Annotated in this window: 19 protein-coding genes; 8 read left to right on the top strand and 11 right to left on the bottom strand. The window is 59.8% G+C overall.

Translation table 11 applies throughout. The features are described 5' to 3' along the window. The first annotated feature begins 63 nt into the window (after nucleotides 1-63). From serB to DW189_RS01820, 3 genes are read left to right on the top strand one after another with little or no spacing between them, the layout of a single operon-like run. The gene (serB, locus tag DW189_RS01830) at nucleotides 64-1,287 is read left to right on the top strand and encodes a phosphoserine phosphatase SerB (protein WP_117506671.1); all 1,224 of its coding nucleotides are present in this window, start codon (nucleotides 64-66) and stop codon (nucleotides 1,285-1,287) included. A gap of 4 nt (nucleotides 1,288-1,291) precedes the next feature. Next, nucleotides 1,292-2,053, top strand: a complete 762-nt coding sequence (locus DW189_RS01825; RefSeq protein WP_117506670.1) for a DUF5689 domain-containing protein — start codon at nucleotides 1,292-1,294, stop codon at nucleotides 2,051-2,053. Continuing rightward, complete coding sequence (locus DW189_RS01820; RefSeq protein ID WP_117506669.1) at nucleotides 2,031-2,912, top strand: DUF5689 domain-containing protein; 882 nt, start codon at nucleotides 2,031-2,033, stop codon at nucleotides 2,910-2,912. Before DW189_RS01825 ends, DW189_RS01820 begins: the two co-directional genes overlap by 23 nt. Here DW189_RS01820 and obgE read toward each other — a convergent pair. The 3 genes from obgE to DW189_RS01805 all read right to left on the bottom strand — a co-directional run bounded on the left by obgE (nucleotide 2,842) and on the right by DW189_RS01805 (nucleotide 6,372). Then, entirely contained in the window at nucleotides 2,842-3,855 is a 1,014-nt protein-coding gene (obgE, locus tag DW189_RS01815) for a GTPase ObgE (RefSeq protein WP_117506668.1), read from the bottom strand. The genes DW189_RS01820 and obgE overlap by 71 nt on opposite strands. A 199-nt stretch (nucleotides 3,856-4,054) precedes the next feature. Further along, a complete protein-coding gene (locus DW189_RS01810; protein WP_117506667.1) occupies nucleotides 4,055-5,035 on the bottom strand; it encodes a fibronectin type III domain-containing protein in 981 nt (326 codons plus the stop codon). 41 nt (nucleotides 5,036-5,076) lie between these two features. After that, the gene (locus DW189_RS01805) at nucleotides 5,077-6,372 is read right to left on the bottom strand and encodes a fibronectin type III domain-containing protein (RefSeq protein WP_141417509.1); all 1,296 of its coding nucleotides are present in this window, start codon (nucleotides 6,370-6,372) and stop codon (nucleotides 5,077-5,079) included. A gap of 281 nt (nucleotides 6,373-6,653) precedes the next feature. Here DW189_RS01805 and DW189_RS01795 point away from each other — a divergent pair, with 281 nt between their 5' ends. Further along, nucleotides 6,654-7,679, top strand: a complete 1,026-nt coding sequence (locus tag DW189_RS01795) for a sensor histidine kinase (RefSeq protein WP_117506665.1) — start codon at nucleotides 6,654-6,656, stop codon at nucleotides 7,677-7,679. Continuing rightward, on the top strand, nucleotides 7,676-8,431 hold the full coding sequence (locus tag DW189_RS01790) for a LytR/AlgR family response regulator transcription factor (RefSeq protein ID WP_117506664.1): 756 nt from the start codon (nucleotides 7,676-7,678) through the stop codon (nucleotides 8,429-8,431). The genes DW189_RS01795 and DW189_RS01790 overlap by 4 nt, the downstream gene beginning before the upstream one ends. A gap of 21 nt (nucleotides 8,432-8,452) precedes the next feature. Here DW189_RS01790 and DW189_RS01785 read toward each other — a convergent pair whose 3' ends face one another. The 4 genes from DW189_RS01785 to DW189_RS01770 all read right to left on the bottom strand — a co-directional run bounded on the left by DW189_RS01785 (nucleotide 8,453) and on the right by DW189_RS01770 (nucleotide 13,167). Next, nucleotides 8,453-9,118, bottom strand: a complete 666-nt coding sequence (locus DW189_RS01785; protein ID WP_117506663.1) for an ATP-binding cassette domain-containing protein — start codon at nucleotides 9,116-9,118, stop codon at nucleotides 8,453-8,455. Continuing rightward, nucleotides 9,105-9,425 (bottom strand): hypothetical protein, encoded by a 321-nt coding sequence (locus DW189_RS01780; RefSeq protein ID WP_117506662.1) that lies wholly within the window; start codon nucleotides 9,423-9,425, stop codon nucleotides 9,105-9,107. Before DW189_RS01780 ends, DW189_RS01785 begins: the two co-directional genes overlap by 14 nt. A gap of 119 nt (nucleotides 9,426-9,544) precedes the next feature. Further along, nucleotides 9,545-10,651: an alanine dehydrogenase gene (ald, locus tag DW189_RS01775; RefSeq protein ID WP_117506661.1), complete on the bottom strand. Its 1,107-nt coding sequence runs from the start codon at nucleotides 10,649-10,651 to the stop codon at nucleotides 9,545-9,547. Nucleotides 10,652-10,740: 89 nt separating this feature from the next. Then, complete coding sequence (locus DW189_RS01770) at nucleotides 10,741-13,167, bottom strand: TonB-dependent receptor (RefSeq protein WP_174760527.1); 2,427 nt, start codon at nucleotides 13,165-13,167, stop codon at nucleotides 10,741-10,743. A gap of 261 nt (nucleotides 13,168-13,428) precedes the next feature. Between DW189_RS01770 and DW189_RS01765 the strand changes: the two genes are divergently transcribed. Continuing rightward, nucleotides 13,429-15,900 (top strand): outer membrane beta-barrel protein, encoded by a 2,472-nt coding sequence (locus DW189_RS01765; RefSeq protein ID WP_117506659.1) that lies wholly within the window; start codon nucleotides 13,429-13,431, stop codon nucleotides 15,898-15,900. Nucleotides 15,901-16,413: 513 nt separating this feature from the next. Then, nucleotides 16,414-16,959, top strand: coding sequence for a DUF4251 domain-containing protein (locus tag DW189_RS01760; protein WP_117506658.1), 546 nt, complete (start codon nucleotides 16,414-16,416; stop codon nucleotides 16,957-16,959). 111 nt (nucleotides 16,960-17,070) lie between these two features. Here the strand turns inward: DW189_RS01760 and DW189_RS01755 are convergent, their stop codons facing one another. Further along, on the bottom strand, nucleotides 17,071-18,522 hold the full coding sequence (locus tag DW189_RS01755) for an aminoacyl-histidine dipeptidase (RefSeq protein WP_117506657.1): 1,452 nt from the start codon (nucleotides 18,520-18,522) through the stop codon (nucleotides 17,071-17,073). 298 nt (nucleotides 18,523-18,820) lie between these two features. On the opposite strand from DW189_RS01755, the gene ispF reads away from it, so the two are divergent. Continuing rightward, nucleotides 18,821-19,333 carry a 2-C-methyl-D-erythritol 2,4-cyclodiphosphate synthase gene (ispF, locus tag DW189_RS01750; RefSeq protein ID WP_117506656.1) on the top strand — a complete coding sequence of 171 codons (513 nt, stop codon included), beginning with the start codon at nucleotides 18,821-18,823 and terminating at the stop codon, nucleotides 19,331-19,333. A 46-nt stretch (nucleotides 19,334-19,379) separates the two neighbouring features. Here ispF and DW189_RS01745 read toward each other — a convergent pair whose 3' ends face one another. The 3 genes from DW189_RS01745 to uvrA all read right to left on the bottom strand — a co-directional run bounded on the left by DW189_RS01745 (nucleotide 19,380) and on the right by uvrA (nucleotide 23,614). Continuing rightward, the gene (locus tag DW189_RS01745; RefSeq protein ID WP_232045596.1) at nucleotides 19,380-19,985 is read right to left on the bottom strand and encodes a hypothetical protein; all 606 of its coding nucleotides are present in this window, start codon (nucleotides 19,983-19,985) and stop codon (nucleotides 19,380-19,382) included. Nucleotides 19,986-20,182: 197 nt separating this feature from the next. After that, a complete protein-coding gene (locus DW189_RS01740) occupies nucleotides 20,183-20,725 on the bottom strand; it encodes a DUF4251 domain-containing protein (RefSeq protein ID WP_022332683.1) in 543 nt (180 codons plus the stop codon). 66 nt (nucleotides 20,726-20,791) lie between these two features. After that, nucleotides 20,792-23,614 carry an excinuclease ABC subunit UvrA gene (gene uvrA, locus DW189_RS01735; protein ID WP_117506655.1) on the bottom strand — a complete coding sequence of 941 codons (2,823 nt, stop codon included), beginning with the start codon at nucleotides 23,612-23,614 and terminating at the stop codon, nucleotides 20,792-20,794. Nucleotides 23,615-23,690: the final 76 nt, after the last annotated feature.

Raw genomic sequence — 23,690 nt, 5'->3', positions numbered from 1 at the left:
AAGAGAAGTTTACTAACTTTGTCTACGAATTTACGGAAAAGAAAAAAGGAAAAACGCTACAAGATGCAAAACAACGTCGAAATCATCCAGATAAATATATCCGGCGAAGACAAGCCGGGCATGACCTCTTCGCTCACCGAAATACTCGCACGCTACGACGCCTTCATCCTCGACATCGGCCAGGCCAACATCCACCAGTCGCTGACGCTGGGCATTCTGTTCCGGACTACGTCGGACAAATCGGGCAACATCATGAAGGAGCTGTTGTTCAAGGCATCGGAGCTGGGAGTGATGATCCGTTTCACTCCCATTTCGGAACAGAACTACGACGACTGGGTCGGCCGGCAGGGCAAGAACCGCTATATCATCACCCTCCTGGGACGTACGGTCACGGCACGCCATATCGCCGAAGTGACACGCGTGGTGGCACAGCACGGGCTGAATATCGACGCCATAAAGCGCCTGACGGGCCGCATCCCGCTGCGCGAGGACGACCGTGCCGCGAAGTCGTGCATCGAACTTTCGGTGCGCGGGTCGCTCACCGACGAGGAGCGCAGCACGATGCAGGAGGGGTTCATGAATCTGTCGGAGATCGGGCTCGACGTTTCGTTCCAGAAAGACGACATCTACCGCCGCAGCCGCCGCCTGATCTGCTTCGACATGGATTCGACGCTGATCGAGACCGAGGTGATCGACGAACTGGCCGAGCGTGCCGGCGTGGGCGATGCGGTGCGCGAGATCACGGCGCGCGCCATGCGGGGCGAGATCGACTTCCGCGAAAGCTTCACCGAGCGCGTGGCCCTACTCAAGGGGCTCGACGTCTCGGTCATGGAGGAGATAGCCCGTAACCTGCCCATCACCGAAGGGCTGGAGCGCATGATGACGATCCTCAAGCGTGTGGGCTATAAAACGGCGATCCTCTCGGGCGGGTTCACCTATTTCGGCAACTACCTGCGCCAGAAATACGGATTCGACTACGTATATGCCAACGAGCTGGAGATCGAGCAGGGCAAGCTCACGGGGCGCTATGTCGGCGAGGTGGTCGACGGGCGCCGCAAGGCCGAGCTGCTGCGCCTGCTGTGCCAGTTCGAGGAGATCAACATCGCCCAGTCGGTGGCAGTCGGCGACGGCGCCAACGACCTGCCGATGCTCAACCTCGCGGGCCTGGGCATCGCATTCCATGCCAAACCCAAGGTGAAGGCCACGGCACGGCAGTCCATCTCGACCATCGGCCTGGACGGCATCCTCTATTTCCTCGGCCTGAAGGATTCACGCATCGAACAATAACCCCATGCGACGGTTGGCGCTGCTCTGTGTGGCCCTGTTCGCGGCGGGGTGTTACGACTCCCGGTTCGGAGAACGCGGCGACGACGCCACGCCCGAGCCCGTCACGGCGACCATCCGGCAGCTGCGTGAGAAATTCGCCGGGACGACCTTCCCCGTCACGGGGGACATCGTGGTATCGGGGCGCGTGACCACCAGCGATTACGACGAGAATTTCTACCGCACGTTCTGCATCGAAGAGGACGGAGCGGGGATCGAGGTCATGGCGGGCATAGACCACCTGCACAACGATTTCCCGGAGGGCTGCCAGGTCACGCTCAGGCTCAGGGGCCTGGCGCTGGGCGAAAGCCACGGGGTATTGCAGGCCGGGCGGATGCCCGCCGCAGGAAGCGGGTTCGCGACCGATTACATAGGGTCGAAAGCGGCGCTGGATGCGGCGGTGACCCGCAACGGGGAAGCCCTGAAACCCATAGCCCCTACCCTGCTGTCGCCCGGCGAACTGACGCCGGAGCGATGCGGCACGCTGGTGCGGATCGGGGCGCTAAGCTACACCCCGGAAGACCTTACGCCCGGGACATGGGCCGGATACAAACGTTTCACGGACAACGCAGGCGCGGCGGTCTACACCTATGTACGCAGCTACGCCCGGTTTGCGGACGACGAGGTGCCCGTCGGCCGCTGTACGCTCACGGGAATCCTGCAATACGACGCCACCGGGGAAGGGCGTTACATCCTCAAACTGCGCGATGAAAACGATTGTACCCGTTAACCGGCTCCCGGCGATATCCCGCACGGCACTCCGAACGGCCGTGTCCGTCGTGCTGGCGCTGACGGCCCTCGCCGGGTGCGACAAGGCGTCGGGGCTGGAATTCGACGACGACACGCCGCAGGGGACGGTCACGATCGCTGCGCTCAAATCGCGGTGCACGGGAGAGCAGGCCGCCGTCACGGAGGACATCACGGTCGAAGGCGTGGTGACGGGCAACGACCTCTACGGAGAATTCTACAAAACACTGGTCGTCGAAGACACGAGCGGCGGAATTTCGATAGCCGTGGACGCCACGGAACTCTACGTCGACTACCCGGTCGGCACGGCGGTCACGATCCATTGCAACGGGCTGTTCCTGTGCGACTACGGCGGCAAGGTAATGCTCGGCACGCGCCCCACGGGCGAATATGCCGGGCCGGGGAGGATACCTCCGGCGGAGGCGGCGCTGTACCTGCGGCAGAAGCAGGCGGAAACCAGGCCCCTACGACCTCGGACGCTCACGTTCGGGGAGGTAGACATGCGGCATACCGACACCTACGTGCATTTCGAAGGAGTGCGGTTCGTGCAGCAGGGCAACTGGTGCGACCCCGATCCCGAGACCGGACGCCCCGCGACGACGGAGCGGCAGATAGCGGATGCCTCGGGACGGGAATTCACCGTCCGCACGGCGGGCACATGCACCTATGCAACGGAGCCCGTACCGCAGGGCACAGGCTCCGTATATGGGATAATCGACTATTTCAACGGAAAATACACGCTCCGCATCGCCAACCGCGAGGTGGATTTCGCTACGGTTGCAGCGCTTCCCACAGCATGTCCTTCAAGCGGGGGATATTCAGCCCCGAAACCGACGAGATAAACACCGACGGGACGCCTTCGGGCAGGTGGGATTTCATCTCTTCGATCAGTTCGTCGTCCAGCATGTCGCATTTGGTGATGGCCAGCAGCCGCTGCTTGTCGAGCAGTTCGGGGTTGTACTGCGTAAGCTCGCCCAGCAGAACCGCATAATCGCGTTTGAGGTCGTCGCTGTCGGCCGGGATCATGAACAGCAGCACCGAGTTGCGCTCGATGTGGCGCAGGAAGCGCGTGCCCAGGCCGCGGCCCTCGTGCGCCCCCTCGATGATACCCGGAATATCGGCCATGACGAACGACTTGTGGTCACGCACCTCGACGATGCCCAGGTTGGGTTCGAGCGTGGTGAAAGCATAGTTGGCGATCTTGGGTTTGGCAGCCGAGACCACCGAGAGCAAGGTGCTCTTGCCCGCATTGGGGAACCCGACCAGCCCGACGTCGGCCAAGACCTTCAGTTCGAGGATGAAGGTGCCTTCGTCGCCCTCCTCGCCCGGCTGCGCATAGCGCGGCGTCTGGTTCGTGGCGCTCTTGAAATGCCAGTTTCCGAGGCCGCCCCGGCCGCCTTTGAGCAGTACGAGCTGTTCGCCGTCGGCCGTCACCTCGCCGACATCTTCGGTGAGCGTGGTGCCGTCCTCCTGTTCGACCACACGCCGGGCGACCGTGCCCAGCGGCACGGGGATGACGATGTCCCGGGCGTCCCGGCCCGACGAGCGGGCTCCCGAGCCGCACTGCCCGTCCTCGGCGAACTGGTGGCGCTGGTATTTGAGGTGGATAAGCGTCCAGTACTGGCTGTCGCCCTGCAGGACGATGCTACCGCCCTTGCCGCCGTCGCCGCCGTCGGGGCCGCCGAAAGCCACGAATTTTTCACGGCGGAAATGCGCCGAGCCGGCCCCTCCGTGTCCCGAACGGGCAAATATCTTCACGTAATCTACAAAGTTCGAACCTGCCATACCTTGATTATTTAGGTTGCAAAGATAGTGCAAGCCGAGAGCAAAAGCAAGTTTACTTGCATTTTGCCAAGGCGCCGCCTGTCTAAAACAAGGTTAAAGATAATGCAAGCCGGGGCGATGCCGGATCTATTTGGAAACGCCCGGGCATCAAAAAAGGCCCGTGTCGGGGACACGGGCCTTGAAGCAGCCGGATGAAGGCTTATTTCTTACGCGTCAGCACGATGTCGGACACACCGAGGCAGTAGCGCGCATAAGCGCCCTGCTTGGGATGCCACTGGAACAGCGACGGTGTCCAGGTTTTCTCGGCGATCACGGTCGACCCCACACGCAGTTCGTCGCCGGCGACCGTGACGGGAAGTTCGCATTCGCAATCGGAGAAAGCCTTGTCATCGGCACCGCCGAGCAGGTAGACCGGGCCAAGCTCATCGGTGGTGAACCAGCTCAGGACATTGAACTTGGTAGTAGCTTCGACGACGATCGATCCGTCCTCCAGGAGTTTGAGAAACCACTTGGGGCCGAAGCCTTCGAGAGCCCGGGCTACGGTAAAGCCCTCTTCGATCAGCTGTTCGTAGGTTCGGGCACTGCCCTCTTTCTCGAAGTCCCCGAGGCCAAGGCAGATGAGATAGTTCTCCTTGCGGTATTTCCGCGAGCCGACCTGTGCCATGATATCGACATCGAACGTCCACTCCTCGGTCTGGTAGAAGAAACCGCCCGCAGGGTCGATGCCCGTGGCGTATTTCACGGTCTGCTTGCCGGCCCATGAACCGACGAGTGCGTCGAACTCGGCCGACTGGATCATTCCGGAAGTATCCTCTGCGAGCGTGGTCACCTTGATCTGGGCTGCGTCGGATGCGGTATACTTCGAGTCGGTGGAGAGCGCCTTGACGGTGACCGTATACTCCGTTCCCGGATTCAGGCCGCTCAAACGGGCGGAAGTTTCGGATGTGGTCGCTTCAGCGCCGCCATCGAGCGAATAGGCATATACATTTGCATGCTCGACGGCCTGCCACGTCACTGTGAAAGCGGTCTCCTCGACCGAACTTTGGGCGAGGACGGGTGCGGCGAGCTGCGTCCCGTTGTTATTCCCGTTATCCCCGTCGTCACCGGAATCGGAATCGCTGCAAGCGGTAAAACCCAGCAACAGGGAAGCACACATTAAAATTCTGCTGATCTTTTTCATTGTCGTTCGTATTTATCGGTTTTGAAATTCTTACGTGATTTTTATTCGGCCTTTTCGGTCTTCTGTGTCTTCTCGATCCAGAAATCGGAGCCGCTCTTGCTGATCCCCAGCACGCAGACCGAATAGGAGGTTCCGGCGGCCAGTCCGGTCTTACGGATGGTCTGCGGCCCGGTATACTCGCCCTTGGTGGGCATCACCTCCTTCTTGAATGCCTCCAGTCCCCCGGCCATCAATACCTCCATAGCCAACGAAGAGGTCTTTGTGACATGGACGTAATATTTCTCGATGGCGGCATCGGGCGTACAGACGACATCAAACCCGTCGGACGCGACATTCTCGAACGTTACCGTCACTTCGCCCGACGCATCGGGAAGGGTCGTGGCAGGAGCCGATACGAGGACGGTCGTGAGCAGGTCGCCCGGGGCGTACCACCCTACTGCGTAGACGACATAGTCGGTTTCGGGTTTCAGCCCGGTAAATTCGAAGGGGTGGTCACCCTGTACGAGTTGTGCGGCAAGATACTCCTCGAAGCTGACGCCCGCAATCAGGGCCGAAGCGCTGAGCTTGCGGCGCACCGACCCGATAAATTCCTCCGTCGAAGCGTATTTGTCGAAGTCGGACTTCAGGGCATAACCGCAATAGTAGGTTCGCGTCTTGCTTTTGGGAGATACGGATACGGAAATGCTGTTCATCCCGGTCTCGACAGCCGAAAGCGTAAAGGGATTCTGTTCCATGGCGGCGGCGACCGTCAGCTCGGCGAATTCGGAGTCGAGGAACTGCACTTGTCCGGAAACGGCTTTCACACGCACGGTAGCCGGCATACCGGATTCCAGCCCGGTCACGACTGCCGACAGCCCCGTAACGGTCAGCTCCTCGCCGCCATCGACCGTATATACATAGGATGCCGCATCGGGAACGGCTTTCCACACGACCGTCGCGGAATTCTCCGTGGCGTCGCCCGCCGAGAGGACAGGAGCCGCCAGTTGCGTGGCCGGCAGGGTTGTCAGGGTGATTTGGGCGAATTCCGAATCCAGGTACTGCTCCTGCCCCGCGACAGCCTTTACCTTGACAGTATAGCTGCGACCGGGCTCCAGTCCGTCGAAGCGCACCGAAGGCTGTGTTACGGTCGTCTCGGCGCCACCGTCGAGCGTACAGGCGTAGGACGCGGCGTTCTCCACGGCATCCCAGGTCACGGCGACCGATACCTGCGTTACGGCGTCTTCCGCCAGGACGGGTGCGGGCAAAGCAACGGGATCCACGGGTTTTTCGTCATCCGAGCAACCCGCCATAACAGCCCCGAGCACAAAAAAAGCTGAGAAAAGTAGTTTTTTCTTCATAGCTGAAAATGTTTAGAAAAATTTGCTGCAAAAGTTCATTAACCTACTGATTCAAAGTCCATACAGCCCGAAAAAGATTGCCAGAAAAGGCTGTATGAACGAACGAATCGGTTTTTGTAAATATCGCTACGAATCGTCCATAAAGTTCTCATACCACGCCAAAAAGGCGAACAAGGCCGATAATCGGGAAAAACAAGGCGATAAAAGGGAATGACAGAATGTGACATTTTTTTACTATTTTTGCCTGCAACGTCACCCCTTCTTCATACATACGAAAACACATGGGCTATCTCGAACAGGCTGTGCGTTCACGGTGGGCCGTCCCGATGACGGCTTTCCTGATCCAACTGAGCCAATACTGGAATACGCTGGTAACGGTCACCTGGTGGTCGAAACGGGCGACCGTATCGGTCGTCTGGTTCTGCGTCCTGTGGCTGGCGACCATCCTGCTGCTGGAAATATTCCTGAACAGGCGGTTCCCATTCCCGGTACGTTGCCTGCTGGGCACGCTCGTCATCGCGGGAGTTATCCTCACGGCCATGCTGGTCATCTCGCTGCAGTCCGAAAAACCGTGGCTCACACTGGGATACGACGAAGTCGGGTATCTGATCATCACGTATACGATATGCCTGCTGATCGGCAGCATCGTACTGATGATCAACAAGGAACGCCGGCATGAAAAAGAGATCGAGATGCTCCGGATAGAGAACCTCAGCAGCCAGTACAACGCCATTGCCAACCAGGTAAGCCCCCACTTCTTTTTCAACGCACTGAGCAACCTCTCGTCGCTCGTACGCGGCGACAAGAAACAGGAAAGCCTTGAATACATCGGCAACCTGTCGGGCATATTCCGGTACATCATCCGCTTCAAGGAGTCGTCGCTGACGACCCTGGGCGAGGAACTGAATTTCATAAATTCGTACAAGCAACTGATGGACGTACGCTTCGCCGAAAGCTACACCTGCGAGGTCGACATTCCGCAGCAGGCGCTGAACATGCGCATGCCCAGCCTTTCGCTGCTGCCGCTGTTCGAAAATATCGTCAAACACAACGTCATCGACAGCGAGCACCACATGCGGATCACGATCTCGTTCAACGACAATAACGAACTGGTGATCGCCAATCCGGTCTATCCGAAGCTCACGCCGCCCGAATCGAACGGCATCGGGTTGACCAACCTGAGCAACAGGTACAGGCTGCTGCTGGGTAAGGAAATACGCATCGAGAAAACCGAGGGGGGGGGTGGTGACGGGATGTTCCGGGTGTTCCTGCCGATGGTCAAGATGAACATAAAGCATACGCGATGAGGGTACTGATCATAGAAGACGAAATGGGGGCCCTCGACGACCTGAGGAGCATCCTCGCGGAATCGGCCCCGGACATCCGGATAGCAGGCACGACGGAGAGTGTCATGCAAAGCGTCGCATGGCTGGAAAAGAACCCCGTCCCGGATCTGATTTTCATGGACATCCATCTGTCCGACGGTTCGGCTTTCGAGATATTCAAGCGGACGGCCGTCGAGGCGCCCGTGATCTTCACGACCGCCTACGACGAGTACGCCATCCATGCCTTCAGGGTCAACGCCGTGGACTATCTGCTCAAACCGCTCGCCATCGACGAGGTGAAACGCGCACTGGAAAAATACCGGCGGCTCAGCCGGCCGCAGGTACTCCCGGATATCGAGAAGTTGTATGAAATGATTTCCTGCCAGCGGACGAATTCCCGCAGGAACATCCTGGTGGCCTACAAGGACAAACTGCTGCCGATCCCGACGGAGAAAATCGCCTTTTTCTATTCGACCAAGGAGACATCGAGGGTATACCTCGCCGATGGCAGCAACTATGCCTACAACAGGACGCTGGAGAGCATCTGCGACGACATGGATCCCCGGGCATTCTGCCGGGTCAACAAACAATACGTCGTCGCCAGGGAGCACATCACGAGCATCGTCGTATGGTCGAACAGCCGCCTGCTGGTTTCGATGGATACCGAGACGCCCGAGCCCGTATTCCTGAGCAAGAACCGGGCTGCGGAGTTCAAAAAATGGATCACGGGATAAGTCCCGTCCCGGAAAAAACATTTACAGGCGTGCGAGGTATCCGTAGCGCACCAAATCCTCTTCGCCGCGGGTGAGGTAGGTCTGGCCGTCTGCCAGCACGTAGAGGCGGTCGGCGATATCCGTCACATGGCGGTGCATATGGTCGGTCACGAGAATGCCTTTCGAGGATTTTTCCTGCCGGATCAACTCCTTGAGCGTCGACACATGCAGCGGGGCGACCTGCGAAAAAGGTTCGTCGAGCATGACGAATTGCGTCGGACTGCGCAGGATCAGGTAGGATTCCAGAATACGCCGCTCGCCGCCCGACAGGGCACGGATCTTCGTACCGCACAGTTTGCCGAACAACGGGAACCATGCCAGCAGGTCGTCCCACGGCAACCCAAAATCGCGCAGTGCCCGGTCGACGGTCAGCCAGCCCGGGATAAATCCTTGCTGCGCGAGGTAGCGCACCTCGTCGGCCCGAAAACGGTCATGCCACACCCCGTCGATGCGCATCGACCGGAAATCCGCCCGCAGCGAACCGCACAGTATCTTCATCAGACAGCTCTTGCCGCACCCGTTGCGGCCGAGCACTGCCGTAACGCCGCCCGTTTCAACGGCGAGGTACACTCCCGAAAGGATGCGCCGGTCGCCGAACGACAACTCCACGGAGTCGATCTCGAGGATATGTTTCTCAGAGGGGTTCATAAAGGAAGGCGGCCGTCAGTTTCAATAACACATAACACAGGATAAAGTCCACGCCGCAACTCACGCCCAGCAGTTCGCGGCGCCGCACGCCGAGGTTGCGGTAGTAGAAAAACTCGTCACCGTAACGCTGGACGATCCAGACATAGAGATAAAGCGGATAGACCGCCGCCTTGCCCAACAAGCACCACGGGACGATTGTCGGGCCGTGGTTCGAGACCACCCATGCCAACCCGATGCTCACGGCCATGCAAAAAAAGAACATGGCCGAATAATAAAAGCGGAGTATGAGCAGCAATTTCCGGATCATCGTCCAAATATACGAAAAAAGCGGGTGGAATACAGACCACCCGCTTTTTATTCGGCGTAAACGCCAAGTCGGTATCTCCGCAAGAGAACCCGCTGCGGGCAGGAAAGCCGGCGACGGCGTTACAGCGCCAGCGGCTCGCAGGGAAGCCCCCAGGCCTCGGCGACGGGCCGGTAGACCACTTTGCCCTGCACGATGTTGAGCCCCAGTTCCAGTTCGCGGCTCTCCTTGCAGGCACGGCGCCAGCCCTTGTCGGCGAGCTGGACGACGTAGGGAAGCGTGGCGTTGGTGAGCGCAAGCGTCGAGGAATAGGGCACGGCGCCGGGAATGTTGGCCACGCAATAATGGAGGATACCGTCGACATAGTAAACGGGGTCTTCGTGCGTCGTGGGACGCGAGGTCTCGAAGCAGCCGCCCTGGTCGATGGCCACGTCGACCATCACCGAGCCGGGCTCCATCTCCCGGAGCATGTCGCGCGTAACGAGCTTCGGGGCCTTGGCGCCGGGGATCAGCACCGAGCCGATCACCAGGTCGGCATGTTTGAGCTCTTCGCGGATATTGTATTCCGAAGACATCAGGGTCTTGACGTTCTTGGGCATCACGTCGGCCAGGTAGGTGAGGCGTTGCAGCGAAATGTCGCAGATCGTCACGTCGGCCCCCGTCCCGGCAGCCGTACGCGCCGCGGCCGTACCGACCACACCGGCGCCGATGACGAAGACCCTGGCGGGCTTCACCCCCGGTACGCCGCCCAGCAGCTTGCCTTTGCCGCCGCGGGGTTTTTCGAGGAAATAGCGCCCTTCCTGCGTGGACATACGGCCTGCGACCTCGGACATAGGGATCAGCAGCGGCAGCGAACGGTCGGCACGCTCGACAGTTTCGTAGGCACAGCATACCGCCCCGCTGTCGATCATGGCGCGGGTAAGGGGTTCGCTGCTGGCGAAATGGAAAAACGTGAAGACCAGCTGGTCTTTGCGGATCAGCTTGTACTCGGGGGCGATGGGCTCCTTGACCTTGACGATCATTTCGGCACGGGCATAGACATCCCCGATCGTGGGAAGGATCTCCGCCCCTACCGCCGTATAGGCCTCGTCGGCAAAACCGCTGTTCACACCGGCCGTAGCCTGCACATAAACCGTGTGGCCCCGCTTGACGAGCTCCTGGGCGCCTGCGGGGGTAAGGGCAACGCGATTCTCGTTGTTCTTGATCTCTTTGGGAATACCGATAATCATAAGGCTTGAAGTTTTTAGGTTTTTTTGCCTTTTAATTTACGGATTTTATCCGGAACAGCAAAAAAATCCGGCGATTTTTCGCTTGCGGATCAAAATTTATAAGAGACTGTAAGGTAGAACGAACGCGGATAGGCATAGGTATAGCGCGTGGCGTGGGGTGCGAAATAGAGGGCGTCGCCCGAACGGATACGCCGGACGCGCAGCGACTCGTAACCGCTGTAAACCGTATCGGCATCGCCCAGCAGGTTGCGCAGCATGAGCGAAGCGGTCAGCCGCGAACGGCCAAAATAGAAGGATTTGAAAAGCGAGGCGTCGAGCGTGGAGGCATCTCCGAGACGCTCCTGGTGCGTAAAGGCATCGAACGCCTCCTGTGTAATGCCGCCCTGCCGCGCGATGCGCGCCGTACGGCGCAGGGGCGCAGGCTCGACGTAACGCAGCCCCGCATATCCCGCCGAGGCGCGGAAACCCCATCCCCGGGGGCCGAAATATGAGAGTTCGGCGCAAGCCGTAAGCTGGGGTGCGGCACCGAGCGTACAACCGCCCATGTGGCTTTCGGCACGGGTGTCGACGGCCGAATTGTCGACGTCGGAGATGACCGTGACGCGCGGGTTACGGATATATTTGTACCGCCCGGCCGAAGCGGCGAGCGAAAGGCTCCAGCGGTATGCCAGGCGGAGGTCGGCAGCGGCCTCCACGCCGCAGGCCATGCGTCCGATGCCCGTAACGGCCATGTCGCTGTAAACACCCGCCATGTCGTCGTAATAACGGCGGGACTGGATGCCGTCGAGCGTGGCGACGGCGAAGGCCGTAATGCGGAGCGAAAGCCGTTCGCCGGTACGGGTGAAATTGAGCTCGGCGGCGTAGAAACGCCCGGCAGCGGGGTCGTCGACCGTACGGTTATTATACAACGGCTGGTAGAACAGGTCGGCGGCATCGGGCACCGCAGCCCCGGCTGCAGCCGATGCTTCGAGGTAGCTGCGGGGCGAGAAAGCCCACCCCACCAGTGCCTTGACCGTATAGGGCGTAAACCCCATCCGCCGCGAGCGCCCGAGGGACTGTGTCCCGGGGAAGAGCTCTTTCTCATAATACCCGCGGCGCAGCACGACGGCATCGCCCAGCGCGAGGGCGACGTCGGCACGAAGGCGGTCGGAACGGTACTCGGCCGACAGGCGGACGGTGGCCTCGCGCGTCGAAAGCGCATAGTCGTAGCCGAAACGGTCGCCCTCGCGGACGGTGCGGCCGGGATGGCGCAGGTCGTTTTGCAGGAGGTTGCCGTAGGTGTCGTCGTCCACGAGGTACTGGTCGATGTCGGTGATATGATCCGCCCCCAGCAGGTCGCGCATCTGTTTGTAGCTGCGCGTGCGGGCATGGCGGTAGGAAAAGCCGTAGCGGAGTGTCAGCCGCTCGTCCGGCGCGGTCGTAAAGAGGGCGTCGAAACCGAGGTTGCGGATACGTTCGGCGCGGTCTTCGAGCGTATAGACGGCATGTCCGCCCGCCATGCGGTTGCGGGCGATCAGCTCGTCCCAGCAGACCTGCGTATAGCGCGCGTCGTTCGACCGCCATGCCAGTTCGGTTTCCCGGTCGCCCGTATAGCCGGGCAGGTAACGGTAATTGTCGGGCATGGGCGTACGGGCGTCGTACCACCCCAGGGCGCTGTATTTCCGCACCCCGTATTCGGCCCCGGCAGCCATGTCGAGCCAGGTCGCGGGCGATAGCCGCACGCAGTACGTAGCGGCGGCCAGCGGCACGAGCTCGCGCCGCACGCGCGAATTGCGGACTTTGCCGTCCTGGAAACCCCAGGCCGGATTGTAGAGGTTGTCGCCCGTAAGGCGGAAAGCCTCTTCGACCGAAGAAAGGCGTGTGCCCCGCACCGACGGCGGGACAATGAGGAGGAATCCCAGCGTATGGCCCTCGCCGAAATGCCTGGCGGCACGGAATCCCGCCGTCAGGGCATTCGTGAAGACGCCTTCGACGTGCATGTCGCGCCCCGTGCGGGCCTCGACGGCGGCAGCGACATCCCAGCCGTGGCCCGCAGGCCGCGCAAAGGCAAGTTTCGCCCCGGCCAGGTAGTTGCGGTCGGTGAAACTGACGGAGGCATGGCAGGAGGGTTCGGCCAGCGCCCCGGGGAACCGGAAGGTACGCACGCCGCCGGCACCGCCGATGGCCTCGGGCAATGCCGCGATCCCGGCACGGCGCTCTTCCCGAGCCCCGAGCAGCCGCAGCGAACCGAAATAGCGGGACGAAATCCCCAACCCGGAAAAGGAGGCCGCCTCCGAGGAGTAATGCTGCCCGCGGCGGCCGAGCGCGATGTAGGGCAGATTGAAGGCCGAAATGCTGCCGTAGAGGTCGGGCATGGTCTGGATTGCCCGGTAGAAAAGCGAGGAGTCGGTAAGCACGATGGGCGTACGCTGCTCATAACCCGTGCCATAGGGATAGTATTCGTCGTCGGGGAGCTGGGCCGCAGCTCCGCACACGACGAACAGGAAAACCACGGTAAGAGCGTATTTGCGGAGCATGCACAGGGACTTTTCAGAATACAAATATAACTATTTTAAACATGTTTTAAATAGCAACAATAAAAACCGCTGAATTTCGTCCTTTATGGCAGTTGTGCCGGCAGAAAATATTTTTTGATTTTTCAGAATCAAATAATAATATGATATACAAACTATTACGCGCACATAAGCACGGGGGGGGCTAACACCGTCCGCAAATTTGGAAAATCGGAAAACAAACCTCATATTTGTGAACTCTCAACAATCTCAAAGCGTCCTGACATGCAAAAAGCCCTCGCTCTCCTGCTGTCGGCAGCCATGCTGCTGTGTCTGCATCCGGCTGCCGCGCAACAACCCAACACCCTGACCGGGACGGTCACCGATTCGGCTTCCGGCAAAGCCGTCGGCTATGCCACCGTCTCGCTCCAGCGCGACTCGGTCACGGTCGTGAACGCCGTAGCCGCCGATTCGGACGGCCGCTTCTCGCTCAAAGCCCCCGAAACGGGCGACTACCAGCTCTGCATCACGATGGTAGGCTACACGCCCTACAAACAGGCCGTGGAAGTGCCCGCATCGGGCAAGGCGCTCGGCAAGATCGCCATCACGCAGGGTGTCGAGGTCGGCGACGTGGTGATCGAAGTCCAGAAACCGCTCGTAATGGCCGACGCCGAGAAGACCACCTACTCGGTCGAGGACGACCCGCAGGCTTCGACGAGCACACTCGACGAAATCATCCGCAAGGTTCCGCAACTCTCGCTCGACGGCGACGGCAACGTCCTGCTCAACGGACAGAGCAATTACAAGATATTGCTCAACGGGCGCAATTCGGCAACGATGAGCAACAATTTCAAGGATGTGATCCAGAGCATGCCCGCCTCGCAGATCAGCCGCATAGAGGTCATCACCAACCCCTCGACCAAGTACGAAGCCGAAGGCGTGGGCGGCATCATCAACCTCATCACCCAACGCAAGAAGCAGTTCCACGGATACAACGGCAGCGTCGGCGCGAGCGTCACGGTGTTGGAGAACCCGGCCTACAACGGCAACGCCAGCCTCTCGATCCAGGCCGGGAAGTTCGCGGCGAGCATCATGGGCTATGCAGGCTACTACGACGGGGGCCGTACCCCCTCGGAATCGGAGTCGTGGCAGGAAAATTACGACTCGGAGAACCGCTACAACCGCAGTTACTCCGAAAACAAGGGCAGCTCGCGTTACGGCAACGTCGGACTGGACATGAGCTACCAGCCCGACACGCTCAACCTGATCACGCTCAACGGATGGCTGTGGCTCGGCCGCAGCCGCTACAAATCGCTGGGCATGAACGCGATCCTCGACCCCGAGATGAACCCGCTGCTGGAATACGGCAGCCGCAGCATCCAGAAATGGAACTACATGGGCGGCAGCGTCTCGCTCAATTACGAACACACCTTCGGCAAGGAGGGGCACACGCTGACCATATCGGATGAAGTCGAGATCGACCCGGACAAAGGCCATACAGACCGGATATACAACGACGGATACAATTACAGGGCGTTGCAGGATGCGGACAACCGCATGACGGGCAACACCGTGCAGGTAGACTACGCCAACCCGCTGTCGGAGCACCACAAGATCGAGGCGGGGCTGAAACACATCTACCGCAACAGCACCTCCGACACCGACAACAAGCAGAGCGACGAATACGGCACATTCCCGATTGAAAAAATAAAATTCACGGGCATGGATTACCGCCAGCACGTGCTGGGCATCTACGCCGGATACGGATTCACCTACACCAAATGGTCGGGACGCCTCGGTGCGCGCATGGAACGGACATGGAACGACGCCGACGTGGAGGAGACCGCCAAAGGCACCTACTCGTTTTCGAACCGCCAATTTAACGTGGTGCCCTACCTGAGCCTGACATTCATCCCCAAGGTGAGCCACAACATTTCGCTCTCCTACACGCAGCGGCTCCAGCGCCCGGGCATCTACATGCTTTCGCCGGCCGAGGACGACACCGACCCCACGCGGCTGTCGTACGGCAACCCGGGACTGGAAGCGGCCGTATACCACACGATCAACCTCCAGTACGGCCACTATGCCGCAAAATGGAGCATGACCTTCGCACTCAACACGTTCCTGTCGAACAACAACATGTCGTCGTACTCCTTCTCGGACGGGGACGGCATCACGAACACCACCTACAGCAACGACGTCCGTTCGCGCAGCTACGGATTCAACGGTTCGTTCTCGTACCGCCCGTCGGAGAAGGTCAACCTCTCGCTGAGCTACAACGGCAGGTATTCGCAGAACGATTTCGACGCCATGGACATCCACACCGACCAGTTCACGTTCAGCCAGAACCTCAACCTCGACTTCGCGCTCTGGAAGGAGGCGCGGCTTATGCTGGGTGAGAATTATTCGACGGGGTATGCGTGGCTCGGCGGCAAATCGGAAAGCTACTACTACTATTACATGGGCATCAAACAGCAGTTCCTCAAGAAGAAGCTCGACCTGAGCATCATGTGCAACAACCCCTTCGAGAAATACCGCAGGAACAGGAACACCTCGGACACGCCGACCTTCGGCGGCTGGAGCGAATACAGGTATGCGTGCCGCAGCCTCTATTTCCGCGTCAGCTACCGCTTCGGCAAACAGAACGTCGGGGTGAAACGCACTGCCAAGTCGATCCGCAACGATGACATGAGCAGCGGCGCACAGGGCGGTGGCGGCGGAAGCACCGGCGGCGCTCAGGGCGGAGGAGGGATGTAATCCCCCGCCGGCGATCCTGCCCGATACGCCGGGCGCCGGCATCACCGCGTGGGCCATCATCGCAGGAGTCATCGCGGAAATCATTCCAGGAATCATCGCGGAAATCATCGCGGCATTTACGCGGCCGTCTTTCCCCTGCTGCAAGGGACGACGCATACGGCTTCCGGGCGCGGCATCCATATCGACGAAAAGAGACTGCCGCACAAGCAGCCGGAAACAGAAGTCACCCCTGCCGGAGTTTGTTCCGGCAGGGGTGAAATCGTAAAATCGGACTTGCCGGACAGCCCCTCTGTTATTTGCAGCCTGCCTTGCAGCGCCCTGCCGGGAACACCCGGAGCGTCCATCGGTTACCCGATCCATGCGGATGGGGCCCGGATCATCGACCGCACGGATTTCATAGCCCGGCAAAAATATGAATAAAATGATTGTTTAATTCATATTTTTTAATTACATTGTGAACAATATAAAACACATGCTTCACAATCCTTTCATTAATCCTTTAAATTTACCGCCATGAAAAAACTTTTTTTACTCCGGAAAAGCCTGTTCATAGCTTTTGCGGCAGCGACCTGCGGACTCTTTTCTATAATAGGATGTGCAGCGCAAAAACCGGCAGCCGGACGGCAAGGCGAAGCGGCCGGAGGGGAGATCCGCCACGCACAAGCGTCGAAAGCGCTGGAAAAGGGGCGGTTCGTGATCGAGGCGAATGAATTTTACCTGCCGGAGGACAAATCCCCGGTCAAGTCATCCACGGGCAACTACATATCCATGGAGGGCAAACGGGGCGTTATCAGTTTCACCCCCGACCTCTTTCCGAAAACACCGCTGGGCAACCTGACCATAACGGACGACTCGGCGGAAATAACGCTGGAAAAGCGGAAAAAGAACGGAGACATGCAGTTCTGCATGAGAATGACCGGGCCGGCGAATTCCCAGGACAGGAAGGTAATAATAACGCTGTACAAGGACACGGACAAATGCCATGTACAGGTTTCGAACGAACTTCTGGCATATCCCGTGGTCAAGTTCACGGGAGTGGTAAGGCCAGCGGGAGAATAACCGCGTCACCACCCGCAACGGCAACGGCCCCGTCTTTGCGGGGCCGTTATCGTGAACCGTGCATCCGGGAACCGTGCATCCGTGGCGGGATTTGCCGCGTTCGCAGGCGGGTCAGACGGTCTTGAGCACTTCGAGCAGCAAATCCCAGAACTTGGGAACCGTGGCGATTTCGAGCCTCTCGTCGGGCGAATGCACGCCGCGTAACGTCGGGCCGAAGGAAACCATCTCCAGTTCGGGGTATTTCTCGAGGAACAGGCCGCATTCCAATCCGGCATGGATCGCACGCACCTTGGGCTCCGCACCGAACAGGCGTTCGTAGGCGCCGACGGTCTTTTCGAGCAGTACGGACTGCGGGTTGGGCGCCCAGCCCGGATAACCGTCGGAATGGGCGACGTCGGCACCGGCCAGGGCGAATACCGATTCGACCATCTGCATGACATAGGTCTTGGCGCTCTCGACCGACGACCGCTGCGACGAGGTGACGACGATGCGGTTGTCGCCCTCGAATTTCACCGAAGCGAGGTTGGTCGAAGTCTCGACCAGCCCCGGCATGGCGAACGACATGGCGATCACGCCGTTGGGAACGCCCACCAGCGAGTAGACCAGCCCGAACTGCGTCCGGGCATCGAGCACCTGGTCGACCTCGGGCATCTCGTTGAGCGTAATCCTGAAATTGGGCTCGCGGAAGCGGAATTCGGCTTTCAGGTCGGCGGCAAAAAGGTCGTAGCGTTTGACGAACTCGGACTTGAACCGTGTCGGGACGCCGAAGATGGCGTACGCCTCGCGCGGGATCGCATTGCGCAGGTTGCCGCCGTTGAAATAGCTCAGCTTCAGTTCGAACGACTGCATGCCGTCCCACAAGAGGCGTGCGACGGTCTTGTTGGAATTGACGCGTCCCTTGTCGATGTCGTCGCCCGAGTGCCCGCCCTGCAGGTCGGAGACGTCGACGCGGAAGAAGGAGTAGTTCTTCGGCGCCTCTTCCATCGCATACCGGAACGTGGCGATGGTGTCGATGCCGCCGGCACAGCCGATGAAGATCTCGCCCTCGTCCTCCGAGTCGAGGTTGATGAGGTATTTGCCCGTGAGCATCTCCTCGCCCAGTTCGAAAGCCCCCGTAAGGCCGGTCTCCTCGTCGACCGTAAAGAGCGCCTCGACGGGCCCGTGCTGCACCGCGGGGTCGATCATGACGGCCAGTGCGGCAGCCATGCCGATGCCGCAGTCGGCACCCAGCGTCGTACCTTCGGCCCTGACCCACCCGCCGTCGATGTGCGTGCGGATCGGGTCGTTGTCGAAATCGAACTCCACGTCGGAGTTCTTCTCGCAGACCATGTCCATGTGGGACTGGAGGATAACCGCCGGGCGATCCTCGAAGCCCGGCGTGGCGGGTTTGCGCATCACCACGTTGCCGATGGCATCCTTCTTATACTCGATGTTGTGCTTCCGGGCGAAATCGACCAGGAATTCGATGATCTTGCCCTCCTTCTTCGAGGGGCGCGGAACCTGTGTGATGGCATCGAACTGCTCCCACACGATCCGGGGTTCAAGGTTTACTATTTCAGACATAATCTCCTAATATAATTTACAGGCACATCGTCGGGTTGCCGCCGGCTGTAACACCGGGCGCACGCCCCTCGATTTCCGCCCATTCCGTGACAATATTTACAACGGCAGAAAGACGCTTCGAAGATGGGGCATCTGCAAGAATTCTTCCGGCCGAAGATTTTCAAATACAAATATAACAAAAACAGCGTAATTCACGGTATCCCGCGTCTGGTTTTTTTGCATTTCCGGCTGGCTGCGACGGCCGAAATTTGCTTTTGCACTCCGCTTCCACTATCTTTACGGGAAAATACGGAACTCTATGACGGATTTCAGGATAGGACACGGATACGACGTACACGCGCTGGCCGACGGGCTGCCCCTGGTGCTGGGCGGGATCGAAATTCCGCACATGAAAGGATTCGTGGCGCATTCGGACGGCGACGTGGCGATACACGCCGTATGCGACGCACTGCTGGGCGCCGCAGCGCTGGGTGACATCGGGCTGCACTTCCCCGACACGTCGGACGACTTCAAGGGCATCGACTCGAAAATACTGCTCCGAAGGGTTGCGGCGCTGCTGCGCGAAAAAGGATATGAGATCGGGAATGTCGATTGTACGATCCGGATGCAACGGCCCAAATTGCGGCCGCATATCGACGCCATGCGCACCGCGATGGCCGGTGCAATGGGCGTAGGCGATGACCGGGTATCGGTCAAAGCTACGACCACAGAGCATCTCGGTTTCGAGGGGCGCGAAGAGGGGGTTTCCGTCTCCGCCGTGGCACTGATATACAAAATGCAGGCCAAACCGGGCGAGGAAACCGTCGGATAAGGGCTTCCCGGTTCGCGGGCTGCCCGACATCAGTGAAAGCCGCCGCTCAGTCCAGCCGCCGGAACTTGGGATCGCCGATCCGTTTGTCCCAGAGCCACCCGACATAGCGCATGACAAGGTCGGGAGCCGTCAGCGTCAGCACCGTCTCGCCGGTGGCGGTCGAAACCTCGAAACCGGCATGGTAGGCCATATCGCCGTCGGCAAAACCGAAGGAGATGCGCCAGCCCCACGCCAAGCGCTCGGCCCGGTAATCGGACAGGGACGGCGAGTCGAAATTGAGCACGTAGAGATACTGCGTGATGCCGCGCTCGGTCGGCAGGTGCACCCCGATGTGGTCGATGAACATCCCGAAGAAGTAATAATCGGTATAGATGCTGCGGATCATGCCGCCCGGTACCTCCTGCATACTGTTCGGGAAAAACATGTAGTCGCGCGACTGTACCAGCGAGTCGATCTTCTGCGCATAGAGCTTCGCCCGGTAAGCGCGGCGTTCGGGCCGTGTCATGCCGCGCGTGGACTCCTCGTAGACGGTCGTATGCTCGACGACCTGCACAGGGGGCTGCTGGACAGGAACCACGGTCGTCTGGGGCACGCTGTCGACGGTGGAAGTGCCCAGCGTGAACTGCGGGACGGTCTGCGCGGACTGCGCCACAGCACCCGAGGCCCCGAAAACAAGGGCGCAAAGGCACAATATCCGGACTACCGCCCGCCCCGCAGGAGCAAAAGCCCCCGCCGGGGCGGGGGCTCGCAATCCGGGAAGGATTATCGTTGCAGCGGCATTCCGCCGCAACGGGGAGGACGGAAAGGGGGCGCCGCATCCCGTCCGGCGATACATCCCGGAACTCATGGTCAATAGAGCTGTGAAATAGTGCCCGAGTACTCCACGGGGTTATACCACGGGTTGGTGATGGTCAGGTTGGCACCGCCCGTACGGGAGAAGATCTCGAAGGTGAAGGTATAGGTCGACGCCGAGAAAAGCGAGGTGGAGAAGGTTACCATCCAGCCTTCGTGGGTCTGCTCGGTGGTATAGCCCTGCACGTTGGGCACGGTGTAGTTGATGATGGTCGTGTAATAAGGCGGCACATAGCCCTTGACATAAGGCAGGCAGATGTCTACCGTGCCGTCCCAGACACCCACGTTGAAGGCCGGGTTGATGATCTGGCGCATGGGGCCGGCCGGCTGCCGCTGCATGGTCTGGGGGTTGAACTGGAAGTTACGCGAAAGGATGACCGAATCCATCGTTTTCTCAAAATCTGCGATACGTTCCGCACGTCTCTTTTCACGCACCTCGCGGCGTTCTTCCTTGGGCGACAGAATCTTTTTCTGTCCGATCACGGTGGCGCAGACTGCGCACAGCAGCACGCTCACGACGATAATGACTGTTTTTTTCATAGCACATAAAAGGTTTATACGGCCATGAAAAATGCAAATACGGTGCCTAACTGCCTAAAGTCGTGACTAAAGACCCAGTTTTTTCAGAAATTCGCCCGTATAGCTGCGTGGGGCGCAGGCTATTTCGTGCGGAGTGCCCGCCGCGACGATCTCGCCGCCGGCCGCCCCGCCTTCGGGGCCGATGTCGATGATGTGGTCGGCGACCTTGATCACGTCGAGGTTGTGTTCGATGACGATGACCGTATTGCCGCGGTCGACGAGTTTGTTGAGCACGTCGAGCAGCAGGCGGATGTCCTCGAAATGGAGCCCCGTCGTAGGTTCGTCGAGGATGTAGAGCGTACGCCCCGTATCGCGCTTGGACAGCTCGGAGGAGAGCTTGATACGCTGGCTCTCGCCGCCCGAGAGCGTGGTGCAGGGCTGTCCGAGCGTGAGGTAGCCGAGGCCGACCTCCTGGATGGCACGGAGTTTCTGGTGGATGGCAGGGATATTCTCGAAGAACTCCACGGCCATGTTGACCGTCATGTTCAGCACGTCGTCGATATTCTTGCCTTTGTATTTCACTTCGAGCGTCTCGCGGTTGTAACGGTGTCCCCCGCATGCCTTGCAACGCACGTAGACGTCGGGCAGGAAATTCATCTCGATGGTCTGGACGCCCGCGCCGCGGCACTCCTCGCAGCGGCCGCCCTTGACGTTGAACGAGAAGCGCCCCGCCTTGAAGCCGCGGATCTGGGCGTCGGGCGTCATTTCGAACAGTTTGCGGATGTCGGAAAAAACGTTCGAATAGGTCGCCGGGTTGCTGCGCGGCGTACGGCCGATGGGCGACTGGTCGACGACGACCAGTTTGTCGATATGTCCGATGCCTTCGACGCTGTCGTATTCGAGCGGCTGCCCGAAGGAGCGGTAGAGCTCCTTCGAAAGGATCGGGCGCAGCGTCTCGTTGACGAGCGTCGACTTGCCGGAACCGCTGACGCCCGTCACGCAGATGAACTTGCCGAGCGGGAATTCGGCCGTGACGCTCTTGAGGTTGTTACCCCGCGCCCCGCGGATCACGATGCGCTGCCCCGTGCCTTTGCGGAGCGTTTCGGGAATCCCGATACGGCGGCGTCCGGTGAGGTAGTCGGCCGTGATGGAATCGGAACGCAGGATGTCGTCGATCGTACCCGCGGCCATGATATGACCGCCCTTGCGTCCCGCACGGGGGCCGACGTCGACGATGAAGTCGGCGGCGCGCATCATGTCCTCGTCGTGTTCGACGACGATCACCGAGTTGCCGGCATCGCGCAGCTCCTCCAGGCTGCGGATCAGGCGCCGGTTGTCGCGCTGGTGCAGGCCGATCGAGGGCTCGTCGAGGATATAAAGCACGTTGACCAGCTTCGAGCCGATCTGCGTGGCGAGGCGGATACGCTGGCTCTCGCCGCCCGAGAGCGAACGCGACGAACGCGACAGCGACAGGTAGCCCAAACCCACGTCCATCAGGAAACGCAGGCGCTCGCGGATCTCCTTGACGACCTCCTGTGCGATCTTCCACTCCTTGTCGTCCATATAATCCTCGATGTGCGCCACCCATTCCGAAAATTCGGAGATCGACATGGCCGACACGTCGGCAATGCTCTTGCCGCCGATGCGGAACTGGAGCGCCTCCTTCTTGAGACGCGAACCGCCGCAGACCGAACATTTGCGGTAGACGAGGAATTGCTCGCGCCATTTCTGGCCGTGTTTGGAGTCTTCGTCTTCGGTACGGCCTATATATTCGGCGACGCCCTCCCACGAGACAAGGTGGTTGCCGCCCGATGAGCCGAACTCCGAGAGGTTGATGGTCAACGGCTCGGAATCGCCGTACAACACCGCATTCAGCCCCGGTTCGGGCAGCGACCCGACGGGGTCGTCGAGCGTGAAGTCGTAACGCCGCCCCAGCATTTCGAGGATGGCGAAAAGCATGTTGTTGCGGTATTTGCCCAGCGGTTCGACGGCACCCTCGCGCAGCGAAAGCCCCATGTCGGGAATGATCTTCCCGACGTCGAAGACGGCTTCCTCGCCCAGCCCGTTGCAATGCGGGCAGGCGCCTTGGGGCGAGTTGAACGAAAAGGTATGCGGCGCGGGGTCTTCGAACGCGATACCCGTCGAGGGGCACATCAGGTGGCGGGAGTAGAAGCGCTGCTGTTCGGTACCGTAGTCGTAGACGGCCATCGTACCCTTGCCCTGACGCATGGACTCCTTGAGCGAGGTCATCACCCGGTCGCGGGCCTCCTCACCGACGACCAGACGGTCGACCACCAGGTCGATGGTGTGTATCTTGTAACGGTCAAGGCGCATACCGGCCGAAATCTCGCGGATCTCGCCGTCGATACGGGCATAGATATACCCCTTTTTAGCCAGCGACTCGAACAGTTCGCGGTAATGCCCCTTGCGGCCTTTGACGATGGGAGCCATCAGGGCGATCTTGCGCCCCGTGAAGCCCGTCATAATGAGCCCGGCGATCTGCTCGTCGGTATAATGCACCATCTCCTCGCCCGTGACGGGTGAATAGGCGCGCGACGCGCGCGCGTACAGCAGACGCAGGAAATCGTTGATCTCGGTCACGGTACCCACCGTGGAACGGGGATTTTTGTTGGTGGTCTTCTGCTCGATGGCGACCACGGGACTCAGGCCCGTGATCTTGTCGACATCGGGACGCTCCATCGTCCCCACGAACTGGCGGGCATAGGTAGAAAGCGTCTCCATGTAGCGGCGCTGTCCCTCGGCATAGATCGTGTCGAACGCCAGGGACGACTTACCCGAACCGGAAAGGCCGGTTATGACTACCAGTTTACGGCGCGGGATCTCCAGGTCTATGTTTTTCAGGTTGTGAACCCGGGCCCCCAGTATTTTGATCGTGTCTTCTTTCATCATCGTAGTCAAACGTACCGGAAGCCCCGTTTAGTGTGCGGGCTCTCCGGCGCGAATATCGTACAAAGATAGCGCATAC

This window comes from Alistipes sp. AM16-43 (assembly GCF_003435745.1).
GTDB classification, from domain to species: domain Bacteria; phylum Bacteroidota; class Bacteroidia; order Bacteroidales; family Rikenellaceae; genus Alistipes; species Alistipes onderdonkii.
Note: the sequence above shows the minus strand (reverse complement) of the source record. Positions and strands in the feature narration are given on the sequence as shown.